The following is a 15,622-nucleotide window of genomic DNA, read 5'->3' as shown; positions in this document are numbered from 1 at the left end:
TGGTGAAAACCGCCGCAGGATACCGGAAAACAGCTTTTTTCGCACCCGTTTCCAGGTAACAACGCTCGGTCAAAGTGTAAACCAAATGCCTGTGGTTTTAACTTTCTGATAAATATAAATATTATCAACCTGTTTTGCCAATAAGCCTTACCTGAAAAACCATTTAGTCATTTTGGTTATTAATTATTGCCAACCCTTATTTAAGGGTTAGTCTGCTTGCCCTTACCCTGTCAGTAATCAGATCTCCGACACTGGAATTATCGACGCAATGACGACTCAGGCACCTTTAAATATGCTTCCATTGAATCCCGATCAGCTTGCCCGCTTACAGGCAGCAACCGGGGATTATACCCCTACCCAGCTTGCGTGGCTGTCCGGTTACTTCTGGGGCATGGTTAATCAGGCTCCGGGGGCGGTGGTCGCAGCAGCACCGGCTCAGGTTGAGGTGCCAACTATCACTATCCTTTCTGCTTCGCAGACCGGCAACGCCCGCCGTCTGTCAGAGCAGCTGCGTGATGACCTGCTTGCCGCGAAGCTTAATGTCAACCTGGTCAATGCCGGTGACTTTAAGTTTAAGCAGATTGCCCAGGAGAAACTGCTGGTGGTGGTGACCTCCACGCAGGGTGAGGGTGAACCGCCGGAAGAGGGCGTGGCGCTGCATAAATTCCTGATGTCGAAGAAAGCGCCTAAAATGGACGGCAGCGCATTTGCGGTGTTTGGCCTTGGCGATACCTCTTATGAATTCTTCAGCCAGGCGGGGAAAGATTTCGACAATCGGCTGGCCGAGCTGGGTGCAACACGCCTGCTGGATCGCGTGGATGCCGACGTTGAGTACGCCGCAGCGGCCGAAGCCTGGCGTAAACAGCTGGTGGAAGTTTTACAGGCGCGCGTTCCGAAAGAAACCCCTGCCGCTGCGGTCGCAACGGCAGCAGGCAGCGTCAACGAGATCCACAGCAGCCCTTACACCAAAGAAGCGCCGCTGACTGCCAGCTTCGCGGTAAATCAGAAAGTCACCGGGCGCGATTCTGATAAAGATGTGCGTCACATCGAAATCGATTTGGGTGACTCAGGGCTGCGCTATCAGCCCGGCGATGCGCTGGGCGTGTGGTTTGAGAACGATCCCGCGCTGGTGAAAGAGCTGCTGGAGTTGCTGTGGCTGAAGGGCGATGAGCCGGTGAGCGTTCACGGAGAAACCCTGCCGCTGTCGGAAGCGCTGCAAAAACATTATGAACTGACGGTGAATACCCCACAGATCGTCGAACAGTATGCCAGACTTTCTCATAATGAAGCGCTGCTGGCGCAGATTACCGACAAAGCCAGCCTGCAGCAGTATGCGCAGAACACGCCGATCGTCGATATGGCCCGCTTCGCGCCGACTGAATTAAACGCTGAACAGCTGACCGGGCTGCTGCGTCCGCTGACGCCGCGCCTCTATTCAATTGCTTCTTCTCAGGCTGAGAACGAAACGGAAGTGCATATCACCGTTGGCGTGGTGCGCTATGAAATTGAAGGCCGTGCCCGCGCCGGCGGCGCCTCCAGCTATCTGGGCGACCGCCTGGCGGAAGACGATGAAATCCGCGTGTTTATCGAGCACAACGACAATTTCCGCCTGCCTGCCAACCCGGAAACGCCGGTGATTATGATTGGCCCGGGCACCGGTATTGCGCCTTTCCGCGCCTTTATGCAGCAGCGTGACAGCGAAGGCGCTGGCGGAAAAAACTGGCTGTTCTTTGGTAACCCGCACTTTACCGAAGACTTCCTGTATCAGGTGGAGTGGCAGCGCTACGTCAAAGACGGCCTGCTGACCAATATTGATTTAGCCTGGTCCCGTGACCAGAAACATAAAATATACGTACAAGATAAAATCCGCGCGAAAGGGGCGGAAGTGTGGAACTGGATTCAGGAAGGCGCACACATTTATGTCTGCGGCGATGCCAATCGCATGGCTAAAGACGTTGAGCAAGCATTACTGGAAGTGGTGGCCGAATACGGTGGCATGGACATCGAAACGGCAGATGAATTCTTAAGCGATCTGCGCATTGAGCGCCGCTATCAGCGAGATGTGTACTAATGAGCAATGAAAGATACCCGGGTCCGCTGGTCGTCGAAGGTAAACTGGTTGACGCCGAGCGGATGAAAAAACAGAGCAACTTCCTGCGTGGGAGTATTGCTGCTGACCTGCACGATGGCCTGACCGGCGGCTTTAACGGCGACAACTTCCTGATGATCCGTTTCCACGGGATGTATCAGCAGGATGACCGCGATATTCGCGCCGAACGCGTTGAGCAGAAGCTGGACGCGCGCCATGCGATGATGCTGCGCTGCCGTCTGCCGGGCGGCATCATGACGCCGCAGCAGTGGCTGGCCATTGATAAATTCGCCACGAATAACACCATTTATGGCAGCATTCGTCTGACTAACCGCCAGACTTTCCAGTTCCACGGCATTCTGAAGAGCAACGTGAAGCCCGCTCACCAGATGCTGCATGAAGTGGGGCTGGACGCACTGGCCACCGCCAATGACGTTAACCGTAACGTGCTGTGTAGCTCTAACCCGATTGAGTCTGAACTGCATCAGGAAGCGTATGAATGGGCGAAGAAGCTGTCCGAGCACCTGCTGCCGCAGACTCGTGCCTATGCGGAGATCTGGCTGGATCAGGAGAAGGTGGCCACCACCGATGTTGAGCCGATCCTGGGTGAAACCTACCTGCCACGTAAGTTTAAAACGACCGTGGTCGTGCCGCCGCACAATGACGTGGATCTGCACGCCAACGATCTGAACTTCATTGCGATTGCTGAAAACGGCAAGCTGATCGGCTTTAACCTGCTGGTGGGGGGCGGCCTGTCCATCGATCACGGTAACAAAGCCACCTATGCGCGTACCGCCAGCGAGTTTGGTTATTTCCCGGTGGATAAAATCCTCGATGTCGCGGCAGCGGTCGTAACAACCCAGCGTGACTGGGGCAACCGTACCGATCGTAAAAATGCCAAAACTAAATATACGCTGGAGCGCGTGGGGCCGGACGTCTTCAAAGCCGAGGTTGAGCGCCGTGCAGGCGTCACTTTCGAGCCAATCCGCCCGTATGAATTTACCACCCGTGGCGATCGCTTCGGCTGGGTAAAAGGTATCGATAACAAATGGCACCTGACGCTGTTTGTGGAAAACGGCCGCCTGCTGGATTATCCGGGCCGCCCGCTGAAGACTGGCCTGGTGGAGATAGCTAAGATTCACCAAGGCGATTTCCGCTTAACCGCTAACCAGAATCTGATTGTGGCCGGTGTGCCGGAATCGGAAAAAGAGAAAATCGAGCAGATTGCGAAGCAGCATGGCCTGATGGAGAACGTCAGCCACCAGCGCGAAAACTCAATGGCCTGCGTGGCGTTCCCGACCTGCCCACTGGCGATGGCGGAGGCCGAGCGTTTCCTGCCGGAGTTTGTCACCCGCGTGGAGGGGATCATGACCTCCCACGGCGTGGGCGATGAGCATATCGTGCTGCGCGTTACCGGCTGCCCGAACGGCTGCGGCCGTGCGCTGCTGGCGGAGATCGGCCTGGTAGGCAAGGCGCCGGGGCGCTATAACCTGCATCTGGGCGGTAACCGCGTGGGAACGCGTATTCCGCGCATGTATCGCGAGAACATTAATGAAACGGAAATCCTGGCTACGCTTGATGAGCTGATCGGCCGCTGGTCGAAAGAGCGCGAAGCGGACGAAGGCTTCGGTGACTTTACGATCCGTACCGGCATCGTCAGACCGGTGCTCGATCCGGCTCGTGATTTCTGGGAATAATGATGGAGGTGTAAGGTGGCGGTACTCGATCTCTCCGAACTGAATGCACTACCGAAGGTTGAGCACGTGATGGCGCTCGCCGAGATCAATAACCGGCTGGATAAGCTTTCAGCCGAAGATCGGGTGAGCTGGGGGCTGGAGAATTTACCGGGTGAAGCGGTGCTGACCTCCAGCTTCGGCATTCAGGCGGCGGTGAGCCTGCATCTGGTCACCCGGCAGAAGGCGGATATCCCGGTGATCCTGACCGATACCGGCTACCTGTTCCCGGAAACCTATCAGTTTATTGATAAACTGACCGGGCAGCTGGATCTCAATCTTAAAGTCTTCCGCGCTGAACACAGCGCAGCCTGGCAGGAAGCACGCTACGGCAAGCTGTGGGAGCAGGGCGTGGAGGGAATTGAACGCTACAACCAGATTAATAAGGTTGAGCCGATGAACCGTGCGCTGGAAAGCCTGAATGCACAAACCTGGTTTGCCGGCCTGCGCCGCGATCAGTCCGGCAGCCGGGCGCATCTGCCGGTGCTGGCGATCAAGAAAGGTGTATTCAAACTGCTGCCGATTATCGACTGGGATAACCGCCAGGTTTATCAGTACCTGCAGCAGAACGGCCTGGACTACCATCCGCTTTGGGAGCAGGGCTACCTCTCCGTTGGTGATACCCATACCACCCGTAAATGGGAATCGGGTATGGCTGAGGAAGAGACGCGCTTCTTTGGTTTGAAGCGCGAGTGCGGCCTGCACGAGTAACGCGTTGGCCGGCCCTCACCGCTTAGCAGGATTACTGCTATCCGGCTGCTATTCAGAAACGATGCCGTATACAGAGACTGCATCTTACAGGCCGCTCGGCTTGGCAAGGTGCAGTTTTTTTATGCGCGCCGCCTGCCCGAGAGCAGCAGCATAAATACCGGTACCCCCAGCAGCGCGGTGAGAATACCTACCGGCAGCTCTCGTGGAGCAAACAGCGTGCGCGCCAGCGTATCCGCCAACACCGTAAAAATTGCCCCGCACAGTATGGCAACCGTCAGCAGGCTGCGGTGACGATAACCGATCAGCATGCGTGCAATATGCGGAACCGTTAGTCCGATAAATCCGATAGCCCCGCAGCAGGAAACAATCACCGCCGTCAGCAGGGCGAGCAGGCCGTACATCAGCAGCTTAACGGCTGCCACATTCACGCCCAGCGACTGTGCCGTATCCGGGCCGAGGGTCAGGACGTCCAGGTCCACCGCACGCCAGTAGCAAAGCATAAAAACCGGAACCAGTACTGTGCCGCACAGCGCCACCTGCAGCCAGTCGGCCTGAGCGAAGGATCCTAGCAGCCAGAACATCACTCCCCGGGTGGTGTCCGCATCGGTTTTCCACAGGGTGAGCAGCGAGGTCAGCGCCGAAAGCAGCTGCGTGACCGCCACTCCGGTTAACACGAAATAGCTCGATGGCCCGGAAAGAGCGCGCCGCGCCAGCACCAGCACCAGCGCAAAAGCGAACATGGCACCGCAGAAGGCACCTGCCGGAACCGCCGCCCAGCCAATGCTCCACCCGGCGACTATCACCAGTACGGCCCCGGCTCCTGCTCCAGAGGAAATCCCAAGAACCCATGGATCGGCCAGCGCGTTGCGCGTCAGCGACTGTAAAACCGTACCGGCAAGAGCCAGCGCTGCTCCGGCGAGAGCGGCCAGCAGGGCTCTCGGTAGCCGCAGAGACCAGACAATCCGTTGATGTAGCGTACCGTCTTCGCCAGCGTGCCAGTATCCGGCCAGGATCGATTTCACTACCTCTTCGGCACTGAAGGTGACCGGCCCCTGCATAATCGCGAAGCCTATCGCCAGCAGCAGGCAGGCGGTGAGGGAAGCAAGGCGCAGGGCGGGCGACTTCGGCGAGGATGCAATCATCTTACTTCCAGCCGGCAATCACATAATCATCCAGGAACTGCCATACCGGCCCCTGCTCGCTGAAGCCCGCCTGCTGCAGCATAGCCAGCTGCCAGTTGAGCGTGGTCGGTAGCGGAACCGGGCGACCGGCAAATACCCTGCTGCGCTCAGCCTCCAGTTCCTGCAGCGGGGCGTACTTCAGCGTATCGTTAAACCAGGTATCCCAGTCCTGTGCACCCTGTTTCCACGCACACTGCTGGGTATGCCGATCGTGCTGTTCAGCCAGCGCTCTCTGGCGGGGGTGGGCGGCATCAAACCGCTGATGGTCGGCATTCATAAAGATACCGCCGCTGTCCAGCTGCTCGGCAATCTGGCGGAACAGCACAACCTGCTGTTCCGGCATCAGCCAGTGGATAGCGGTGCTGGACACCACGGCCTGAGGTTTGTCCTTAAGGAAGGCAAAGCAGTCCGTTGAGGCAATATCCGCCCGTACAAACTCAATGCGCTGCTGATGTTCGCTCAGCGCCTCTTTTGCCAGGGCCAGCAGCAGAGGATCGAGATCGACCGCCGTGACGCGGATACGGTCAAAGCGGTTGAGCAGTCGCATGCTGAAGGATCCCGGCCCGCAGCCGATATCCATAACGTGGAAGCCGTCGCCGTACATCATGGCAAGCACCTCCAGCACGGCGTCAAAACGTGCTTCGCGGTGGGCGATATAGGCGCTTTGCTGGATATCCCAGTTGTTCAGTAATTCATGAGCCGGAAACGTCATGTTTGTTTTTCCTGAGAGTTAAAGATTTCATCTGTGAGACAACTCTTTTGAGAGCCAGAACAGTGCGTGCTGAGGGATCCATATCGTAACCCGGTAAAATAATGTACTGCCGCAGCCGTACCGCCTTTATACCGGCGGTAAGGGGGTGAGTTTCCAGAAAGGCGATTTTCTCAGCAGCGCTGTCGCCCGGCCCACCGCGGCGCAAATCGCCCAGCACCAGAATATCGGGGTCCCGTTCGGCGATAACCTCCCACGACATCGCGGGCCACAGCTCGTGGCTGTCGGCGAAGATATTTACGCTACCGATAGTACGGGTTAGCAGCCCGGGAGCGCCGTAGCCGCCGGCCATATAGGGCGTGGCCAGCCCGGAATACCACCAGGCGATACGCCTGGTGGGGATCTGTCGGGCTATTGTGGTCTGCCGATCGAGTTCCTGCTGCAACTGGTGGATCAAACTTTCAGCGCGGGGATAAACCCGGTAGATGCGGGCGATATTGCCCACTTCGGTGAAGATATCGGCAAAGGTCAGCGGCGTTTGCGTTTGGCTCTGCAGGCCGTGGCAGACGCTTTCGCTTAGCCAGGTGGCTATCCCCCAGCGCTTCAGACGCTCGCGGCCTGGGGTTTCCGGGCTGTTAAACCAGTAGAAGCTGCCGGAGTAGATAAAATCCGGCTGTGCGGCCAGCAGCGCTTCTCCCGACCAGGGGGCGTTGTCAAACTTTGCGTCCAGTCTGGCGGCCAGCGTCCAGGGGGAAGGCGCACTGTCCTGCTGCGGACGGTAGCCCACCACGCCAACAATGCCGGAAGCCAGCCCGAGGGCGAGCATATTTTCCAGCGACGAGTGCATATAGACGAGCGCCCTTTGAGGCGAGCGGTCAAAGCGCCACGGCTGACCACAGTTGGTCAGCGTCAGCGGTTGGGTATTACCGGCGGCGCTGGCCGCCAGAAATCCGAGAGAAAATAGCAGGGCTTTGAACATCAGAAGCGCATATTAACGAAGGCTTCCCAACTGCGGCCGGGGGCAATCAGCTGTTGGGTAGCATAGGTACGCTGCCAGCTGTAGATGCGATCGGTCAGGTTGCGCACGCGGCTACCCACGGTAATCCCCGGCAGCAGCTCATAGTCCGCGCTGAGATCGACGGTGATATAGTCCGCCATTTTGGTCTGGTTAGTATCGTCGTTATAGCTGCTGCCAACATAGTGCAGCTGCGTGCCGAGGCCGAGATGCTGTACCGGCTCGTAGCGGCCGGACAGGTTCGCCGTCCACTCCGGTACGTAGCGCGGGGTATTACCCGAGTAGTCCTGGCTGCCCGAGCGGTAAGCGTCAAAGCGGGCGTGCGTCCAGGCGATATTACCGGCCAGCGTGACGCTTTCCTGTGGCTGCAGCACGCCGCTTAGCTCAATCCCTTTCGAGGTTTGCTTGCCGACGGCATTCCAGACCTCCGACTGCAGCGGATCCTGCTGGAAAAGGTTCTTTTTCTGCAAATGATAGACCGCCAGTTTCACCTCGCCGCGATTATCCCACCAGCTGCCTTTTACCCCGGTTTCATACTGCTGCACTTTGGTCAGCGGCAGCGAGGTCTGCGACGGGCTGATAAAAAACATATCGTTGCCGGGTTCGCTGCCGGTTGAGTAGTTGGCATACAGCGTAAGATTATCGGTGACGGCCCACGTTGGCCCCACGCCGACGTTAATAAAGCTGTAGCTGTGGTCGATGGTCTGATTAAGCTGTTGGTAGTTCCACGTTGAATTCAATTTGTTGTAGCGTGCCTGCGCCAGCAGCGCAACGCTTTCGCTTACTGCCAGCCGATCCTCGATGAAGAACGCGTAGTTGTTCTGCGTGATATGACGAACGGCGGAGCGCCCCGGCGCATTACTGCTGCTGAAGGCGGTTTTCGGCGGGTCAATCAGCGGAACGCTATCCTCACCGCCAAAGCCATTAGAGTAGTACTGGAACTCGCGCTTGCTGATATCCACACCCGCGATGATGCGGTTATCTAGCGAGCCGAGGGGGCTATCCCAACTGACCGTGGTGCGGTTGCCGGTCAGCCGATCGTCGTGAGCAACATCACCGAAGGAGTCGCGGGTGATATAGCCGGGGTGAGAGGCATCAGGATAATAGCGCTCCGCGTTATGCCATTCGCGGAAACCCTTGTAGTAATAGAATTTGTTCTCGAAGGAGATCTCGGGCGTCGCAAACCAGGACTGAGTGGCCTGAAATGAGGTGGCCTGACCGCGGATCCACGCATCCTGCAGGTTGTTGTAGTTAGTGAAGCGCTGGCTTTTATCTACCTTGCCATCGATAACCGGTGTACCGAAGTAGGGGTTATGCGTATCGCTCAGCATACGGTCGAAATTAAACGTCAGCATGGTGTTATCGGTGGGCGTCAGGAGCAGCGATGTTGTTACGCGCTGCGGTCGCTGGCGCTCACCTTCAACCTGGCTACCGGTGCTGGACGCGCTGACGTCCACGCGCCCGGCGGCGAGGTTATCCATCAGCGTGCCGCCGGCACCCAGATGGGCGCGGTGGCTGGCAAAGCTGGACCAGGCATAATCCAACTCAACGGGCTGCGGGCTGAAGGAGGCGCGGCGGGGGATCAAATTGATACTGCCTCCTGCAGAACTGAGGCCGTTAATCACCGAGCCGGTTCCGTACAGCACATCAATACTCTCATAGTGTGTAGGATCGCTGCCCTGGATGGTGCTGCCCGGTACTGCTACACCGTCATACAGCCACGAAACGGGGGTAAAGCCGCGCAGGGAGACGCTATTTGACAGGGTTGGCGAGGTCGTACCGGAGATACCCGGCGCGGTTTCGACAATTTCCGTCAGCGTACGTTTGCCTTTGGCGGTAATCGTTTTCTGGCTGAAGGTTTCGGTATGGCGCGGCGTCTCTTTATCGCTTAATCCCAGCCTGGAACCGCTCCCGGCGGAGAGAAGGGGGGAATCGGAGGCGGCAGGATAGCCGCTGTTTTTATTGCTGGTGACGACAAGTGTATCCCCGGAGGCTGCGGCGAACGCAGTCGATGCCAGGCCGGCCGCAATGGCCGCTGGTAAAAAATGGATAATAGCTTTCATGGTTGATAACGATCGATTTATGATTTAATTGATATGTTATATCATAACAATTGTAAGTTAATATATCAAAGATTAAAAACGAAGGAGCGAGGCAATAGAGGGGAGTGGGTTAACGGCCAGCGACAGCTAACCCACTGGGCGCTCAGATACCATTCAGCGCGAAGAATGCGTCGGCGGAGCGGGTGATATTCACTTTCGTCACTTCATAGCTGGCTACAGCCTGGAATGGATCTTCCGCCAGAATGGCATCCAGCCGCGCCCGATCGATATTCTTCACCATGATCATCCCGCCGGTGCGTGGATCTTTGCGCCCTGCGCTGATAAACACGCCTTCGGCAAAGTACCGATTAATCCACGCCACGTGAGGTTCCAGTATGGCTTCAACGTCTTCCATTGGGCGGGTATAGCTGAGAAAGACAATATACATTACGGCTCCAGCAGGGTCAGGGATTGGCCAGCTCGCGGATCAGCGGCAGCAGCACGGCCACGGTACTGTGGGTTCGGCTGGTGATGCGGCCCGGAAGCCAGCGGTCGATATAGGCAAGATTATCACGTTGCGCCTGGTTACGAAGCTCCATTGGAAAATGCCGTTTCAGCACCGCGGGTATTTTGGCTGACGGGCCGTCGCTGGTACTGACCGTCATCAGCGGAAAACCGGCGCGGTCGAAGGGGCTGCCGTTAGCATTTTTTTCTTTTTTACCGACGGCATAAATTCCGCTGCGCCTGGCCAGCGTTAGCGCCCGGTCACGCGTCTGGCGCATCACTGCCTGCGGCGTGTTATTCCCGCTGCTGAAAGTCAGATGATTGCCGACGATCAGGCTGTTGAGGTTAATCACCAACAGGGTATTTTGTTTCTCTTCCGGCTTCATTCGCGCCAGGTAATCCTCGCTACCGCGCTGACCGATTTCTTCTCCACTGAGCGCGACAAAGCGCAGGCTGTAGTGCAGGTGCTCCTTGCTCAAACGCTCCGCCAGTTCCAGCATTACGCCCAGGCCGGAGGCGTTATTGTCCGCCGCCTGCGCGCTCAGCCCGCCGAGGTTTTTCTGCACGTCGGCATCGCTCTGCGGCGATGTGCTGTCGCTGTGGGCAATTATCAGGATCTGCTGTGGGACTTCGCCTTCGCGGGCGGCAATCACCGAGGTTGCATTGATATTGCGCCACGTGTCCTTGCCGTCCTGATGGTGCCAGGGATAGCGGGTATTAAACCGGCGCGTATCGCTTTTGTAGCCCAGCTGGTTGAACTGTTGTTGCAGGTAGTCGGCTGTAAGCATCTCAGCCGGGTTGCCCGCCATACGCCCGGGAAAATAGGTGGCAATATGGCGCAGCTGCTGTTCGGCAATGCTGCCCACTTCTCCCGTTGTTGCGCCTGCCGGCAAACTTATCCCGCAGCCGATTAACGCTGCCAGCGCCCCCAGACGCAGTAAGGTGAACATTCGAAATTCCTTAGTCATAATCCCGAGTAAAATCGAGCGAAAAATTTTGCCCCGCTAGTATGAAATTGTGACGCAGGTTGCACAATTTCATTCGCTCTGAAATTTTTGAAATATCATTTGTTAAGCACATTTTGTTCGTAGCTTTACCAGTGCGTTATTCCATTAGGTAACTACTCATTCCAATTAGTAATTTCATAAGCCTTAATGCGGGGACGTATAGTCCTGTTAACTTTATGTGATAAGCGACAGGGTTTACGTGGATTACCTTCCTCTATTTGCTGATATCAGACACAAACCGGTGCTGGTAGTGGGCGGCGGCGATGTGGCCGCGCGCAAAATCGAACTGCTGCGGCGCGCCGGTGCGCGGGTACTGGTGGTATCACGCGAACTCTGCGACGAACTGGCCGAACTGGAAACACGGGGCGAAATCGAATGGCTGGCGAAGGCCTACGATGCCAGCCAGCTTGACCACGTATTTTTTGTGGTCGCCGCCACCGACGATAGCGACCTCAACGGCCAGGTGTTTCAGGACGCCACCGATCGTTTCCTGCTGGCGAACGTGGTGGATGACCAGCCGAAATGTTCCTTTATTTTCCCTTCCATCGTCGATCGCTCGCCGCTGGTGGTGGCTATTTCGTCCGGCGGAACTGCGCCGGTACTGGCGCGCCTGCTGCGTGAAAAAATTGAAACCCTGCTGCCTGCCACGCTGGGCCAGATGGCAGAAATTGCCGGTCAGTGGCGCGGAAAGGTCAAAGCCCGCTTCAGTAAAATGTCCGATCGCCGCCGCTTTTGGGAGAAAGCCTTTAACGGGCTGTTTGCCAGCCAGGTGGGTTCGGGCAACGTTGACGGCGCTCGCCGCACGCTGGATAAGCAGCTGGATGAACCGGAAGCCGCGCAGGGAGAGATTATCCTTGTGGGTGCGGGGCCGGGCGACAGCGGTCTGCTGACGCTGCGCGGGCTGCAGGTGATGCAGCTTGCCGATGTAGTGCTGTATGACTATCTGGTCAGCGATGAAATTCTGGATTTAGTTCGCCGGGATGCCGACCGCATCTGCGTCGGCAAGCGTGCCAACGCCCACAGCGTGCCGCAGGAAGAAACCAATCGTCTGCTTGTGGAGCTGGCCAAACAGGGTAAACGCGTGGTGCGCCTGAAAGGTGGCGATCCGTTTATCTTCGGTCGTGGAGGCGAAGAACTTCAGGCGGCAGTGGAAGCGGGGATTCCCTTCCAGGTGGTGCCGGGCGTGACCGCAGCCGCAGGCGCAACCGCCTATGCCGGGATACCGCTGACTCATCGCGATCATGCCCAAAGCGTACTGTTTGTCACCGGACAGTGCCGCGCAGATAGCAGCGGTACCGACTGGCCGTCGCTGGCGCGTGCGCGGCAGACGCTGGCAATTTATATGGGATCGGCAAACGCAGGCGACATCGCCAGCCAGCTTATCGTCCACGGGCGCGACCCCAAAACTCCGGCGGCGGTGATTGGCCGCGGCACCCGGCAGGATCAAAAGGTGCTGACCGGCACGCTGGATCAGCTGCACGAACTGGCACGCAACGCCCCAACCCCGGCGCTGTTGGTGATTGGCGAAGTGGTCAATCTGCATCAGCAGCTGGCGTGGTATCAACATTCTGCGCAGCAGGACGGACGCGAGTCCGCCGTTGTGAATTTGGCTTGAGGAAAAGTTATGGATCAAAAACGTCTGACTCATCTGCGTCAACTGGAGGCGGAGAGTATCCATATTATCCGCGAAGTGGCGGCAGAGTTCGCCAATCCGGTGATGATGTACTCCATCGGTAAAGACTCATCGGTGATGCTGCACCTGGCGCGTAAGGCCTTCTACCCGGGAACGCTGCCGTTCCCTCTGCTGCATGTTGATACCGGTTGGAAATTCCGCGAAATGTACGAATTCCGCGACCGTACGGTAAAAAACATCGGCGCCGAGCTGCTGGTCCACCGTAACCCGGAAGGCGTGGCAATGGGCATCAGCCCGTTTGTCCACGGCAGCGCCAAGCATACCGATATTATGAAAACCGAAGGGCTGAAGCAGGCGTTGAACAAATACGGTTTTGATGCGGCCTTTGGCGGCGCACGTCGTGACGAGGAGAAATCCCGCGCGAAAGAGCGTATCTACTCCTTCCGCGACCGCTTCCACCGCTGGGACCCGAAAAACCAGCGCCCGGAGCTGTGGCACAACTACAACGGCCAGATTAACAAAGGCGAAAGCATTCGCGTGTTCCCGCTCTCTAACTGGACCGAGCTGGATATCTGGCAGTATATCTTTCTGGAAAATATCGAAATTGTTCCGCTATATCTGGCTGCTGAGCGCCCGGTTCTGGAGCGTGATGGTATGCTGATGATGATTGATGACGAGCGAATTAACCTGCAGCCCGGCGAGAAGATCGAGCAACGCATGGTGCGCTTCCGCACTCTCGGCTGCTGGCCGCTGACCGGCGCGGTAGAGTCCGAAGCGCAGACCCTGCCGGAGATTATTGAGGAGATGCTGGTGTCCACCACCAGCGAGCGTCAGGGGCGGGTGATTGACCGCGATCAGTCTGGCTCGATGGAGCTGAAGAAACGCCAGGGTTATTTCTAAGGAGCCGCCATGAATACCATTATTGCACAACAGATCGCCGATCAGGGCGGGGTGGAAGCCTGGCTGCACGCTCAGCAGCATAAAAGCCTGCTGCGTTTTCTGACCTGCGGCAGCGTTGACGACGGCAAAAGTACGCTGATTGGCCGCCTGCTGCACGATACCCGACAGATTTATGAAGACCAGCTCTCCACGCTGCACAACGACAGCAAGCGTCACGGTACCCAGGGTGAGAAGCTGGACCTTGCGCTGCTGGTGGATGGCCTGCAGGCCGAGCGCGAGCAGGGCATTACCATCGATGTCGCCTACCGCTATTTCTCTACCGAGAAGCGTAAATTCATTATCGCCGATACCCCGGGGCACGAGCAGTATACCCGTAATATGGCGACCGGTGCGTCAACCTGCGATCTGGCGATTTTGCTGATCGATGCCCGTAAAGGTGTGCTCGATCAAACCCGCCGTCACAGCTTTATCTCCACCCTGCTGGGCATTAAACATCTGGTGGTGGCGATCAATAAAATGGATCTGGTGGATTACAGCCAGCAGACCTTTGAAGAGATCAAACAGAACTACCTGGACTTTGCCGAACAGCTGCCGGGCGATCTGGATATCCGTTTTGTGCCGCTTTCCGCGCTGGAAGGTGAGAACGTGGCGGCACCGAGCGCGGCGATGAACTGGTACAGCGGCCCGACGCTGCTTGACGTGCTGGAAACCGTTGAGGTGCAGCGCGTAGTGGAGCAGCAGCCGATGCGTTTCCCGGTGCAGTATGTTAACCGCCCGAACCTCGACTTCCGCGGCTACGCCGGTACGCTGGCGTCTGGCGTGGTGCAGGTGGGCCAGCGGGTGAAAGTCCTGCCGTCTGGCGTGGAGTCTGCGATTGCCCGTATCGTCACCTTTGATGGCGACCTGCAGCAGGCCGGCGCGGGTGAAACAATTACCCTGGTGCTGAAAGATGAAATCGACATAAGCCGTGGCGATCTGCTGGTGGCCGTTGATGCCGATCTCAAGCCGGTACAGGGCGCGTCGGTCAACGTGGTGTGGATGGCCGAGCAGCCGCTGGTGCCGGGACAGAGCTTTGACGTGAAAATCGCCGGTAAGAAGACCCGCGCGCGCGTAGAGAAAATTCAGTATCAGGTTGAGATCAATACCCTGACTCGTCACGAGGCGCAGGAGCTGCCGCTGAACGGGATTGGCCTGGTGGATCTGACCTTCGATGAGCCAATGGTGCTTGACCCTTATCAGCAAAACCCGGTAACCGGTGGGATGATCTTTATCGATCGCCTGAGCAACGTCACCGTTGGGGCCGGTATGATCCTTGAAGCGCTGGCGGAAACGCAGCAAGTCGCAGGTAACTACAGCGCCTTTGAGCTGGAGCTGAACGCGCTGGTGCGCCGTCACTTCCCGCACTGGAATGCGCGCGATCTGCTGGGCGGTAACTGATATGGCCCTGCATGATGAGAATGTCGTCTGGCACGATCATCCGGTGAGCCGGGAGGGGCGTGAAGAGCAGCACGGTCATCAGGGCGCGGTACTGTGGTTTACCGGGCTTTCCGGCTCCGGTAAATCCACCGTAGCCGGTGCGCTGGAACAGGTACTGCATCGCCTGGGCGTCAGCACCTATCTGCTGGATGGGGATAATGTGCGCCACGGCCTGTGCCGCGATCTTGGCTTCAGCGACGACGACCGCCGGGAGAATATTCGCCGGGTGGGAGAAGTGGCGAAGCTGATGGTGGACGCGGGCCTGCTGGTACTCACTGCCTTTATTTCGCCCCACCGCGCCGAGCGCGATATGGTGCGCGAGATGCTGGGAGAAGGGCGTTTTATTGAGGTGTTTGTCGATACGCCGTTGGCCATTTGCGAAGCGCGCGATCCGAAAGGATTGTACAAAAAAGCCAGGGCCGGTGAGCTACGTAATTTCACGGGGATCGACTCGGTTTACGAGGCGCCGGAACGTGCGGATATCCACCTGGACGGCGAACAATTGGTAACATATTTAACCGCTCAGATATTAGACCTGCTGCGCCAGCGCGATATTATCAAACCCTGATACAGCGACTGTTAACGCCCTCGCTGGCGTTACTCAGGTGGGGCATCGTTTCGA

At 57.5% G+C, this 15,622-nt stretch carries 13 protein-coding genes; 7 read left to right on the top strand and 6 right to left on the bottom strand.

The features are described from left to right. Positions 1-268 precede the first annotated feature (268 nt). Genes cysJ through AC07U6_RS07370 form a run of 3 tightly spaced genes read left to right on the top strand, consistent with a single transcriptional unit; the run spans position 269 to position 4,533 of the window. Positions 269-2,071 carry an NADPH-dependent assimilatory sulfite reductase flavoprotein subunit gene (cysJ, locus tag AC07U6_RS07380; RefSeq protein ID WP_494763649.1) on the top strand — a complete coding sequence of 601 codons (1,803 nt, stop codon included), beginning with the start codon at positions 269-271 and terminating at the stop codon, positions 2,069-2,071. Then, entirely contained in the window at positions 2,071-3,786 is a 1,716-nt protein-coding gene (cysI, locus tag AC07U6_RS07375; protein WP_494763648.1) for an assimilatory sulfite reductase (NADPH) hemoprotein subunit, read from the top strand. The genes cysJ and cysI overlap by 1 nt, the downstream gene beginning before the upstream one ends. Positions 3,787-3,801: 15 nt before the next feature. After that, complete coding sequence (locus tag AC07U6_RS07370; RefSeq protein WP_494763647.1) at positions 3,802-4,533, top strand: phosphoadenylyl-sulfate reductase; 732 nt, start codon at positions 3,802-3,804, stop codon at positions 4,531-4,533. 119 nt (positions 4,534-4,652) lie between these two features. Here the strand turns inward: AC07U6_RS07370 and AC07U6_RS07365 are convergent, their stop codons facing one another. The 6 genes from AC07U6_RS07365 to AC07U6_RS07340 all read right to left on the bottom strand — a co-directional run bounded on the left by AC07U6_RS07365 (position 4,653) and on the right by AC07U6_RS07340 (position 10,934). Continuing rightward, positions 4,653-5,675: a FecCD family ABC transporter permease gene (locus AC07U6_RS07365; RefSeq protein WP_494763646.1), complete on the bottom strand. Its 1,023-nt coding sequence runs from the start codon at positions 5,673-5,675 to the stop codon at positions 4,653-4,655. A gap of 1 nt (position 5,676) precedes the next feature. Further along, positions 5,677-6,426: a class I SAM-dependent methyltransferase gene (locus AC07U6_RS07360; RefSeq protein WP_494763645.1), complete on the bottom strand. Its 750-nt coding sequence runs from the start codon at positions 6,424-6,426 to the stop codon at positions 5,677-5,679. Next, complete coding sequence (locus tag AC07U6_RS07355) at positions 6,407-7,402, bottom strand: ABC transporter substrate-binding protein (protein ID WP_494763644.1); 996 nt, start codon at positions 7,400-7,402, stop codon at positions 6,407-6,409. Before AC07U6_RS07355 ends, AC07U6_RS07360 begins: the two co-directional genes overlap by 20 nt. Continuing rightward, on the bottom strand, positions 7,402-9,501 hold the full coding sequence (locus AC07U6_RS07350) for a TonB-dependent receptor (protein ID WP_494763643.1): 2,100 nt from the start codon (positions 9,499-9,501) through the stop codon (positions 7,402-7,404). The genes AC07U6_RS07355 and AC07U6_RS07350 overlap by 1 nt, the downstream gene beginning before the upstream one ends. A gap of 142 nt (positions 9,502-9,643) precedes the next feature. After that, positions 9,644-9,928, bottom strand: a complete 285-nt coding sequence (locus AC07U6_RS07345) for a YciI family protein (protein ID WP_494763642.1) — start codon at positions 9,926-9,928, stop codon at positions 9,644-9,646. 16 nt (positions 9,929-9,944) lie between these two features. Continuing rightward, on the bottom strand, positions 9,945-10,934 hold the full coding sequence (locus AC07U6_RS07340; RefSeq protein WP_494763641.1) for an aminopeptidase: 990 nt from the start codon (positions 10,932-10,934) through the stop codon (positions 9,945-9,947). Between the two features lie 256 nt (positions 10,935-11,190). Here AC07U6_RS07340 and cysG point away from each other — a divergent pair, with 256 nt between their 5' ends. From cysG to cysC, 4 genes are read left to right on the top strand one after another with little or no spacing between them, the layout of a single operon-like run. Continuing rightward, positions 11,191-12,606: a siroheme synthase CysG gene (gene cysG / locus AC07U6_RS07335; protein ID WP_494763640.1), complete on the top strand. Its 1,416-nt coding sequence runs from the start codon at positions 11,191-11,193 to the stop codon at positions 12,604-12,606. A gap of 9 nt (positions 12,607-12,615) precedes the next feature. Then, a complete protein-coding gene (gene cysD, locus AC07U6_RS07330) occupies positions 12,616-13,524 on the top strand; it encodes a sulfate adenylyltransferase subunit CysD (protein WP_105593945.1) in 909 nt (302 codons plus the stop codon). Positions 13,525-13,533: 9 nt separating this feature from the next. Further along, positions 13,534-14,961 (top strand): sulfate adenylyltransferase subunit CysN, encoded by a 1,428-nt coding sequence (gene cysN / locus AC07U6_RS07325; RefSeq protein WP_494763639.1) that lies wholly within the window; start codon positions 13,534-13,536, stop codon positions 14,959-14,961. A gap of 1 nt (position 14,962) precedes the next feature. After that, the gene (gene cysC, locus AC07U6_RS07320) at positions 14,963-15,568 is read left to right on the top strand and encodes an adenylyl-sulfate kinase (RefSeq protein ID WP_494763638.1); all 606 of its coding nucleotides are present in this window, start codon (positions 14,963-14,965) and stop codon (positions 15,566-15,568) included. Positions 15,569-15,622 lie beyond the last annotated feature (54 nt).

This window comes from Erwinia sp. GW821-FHT03D09, assembly GCF_059420805.1.
Note: the sequence above shows the minus strand (reverse complement) of the source record. Positions and strands in the feature narration are given on the sequence as shown.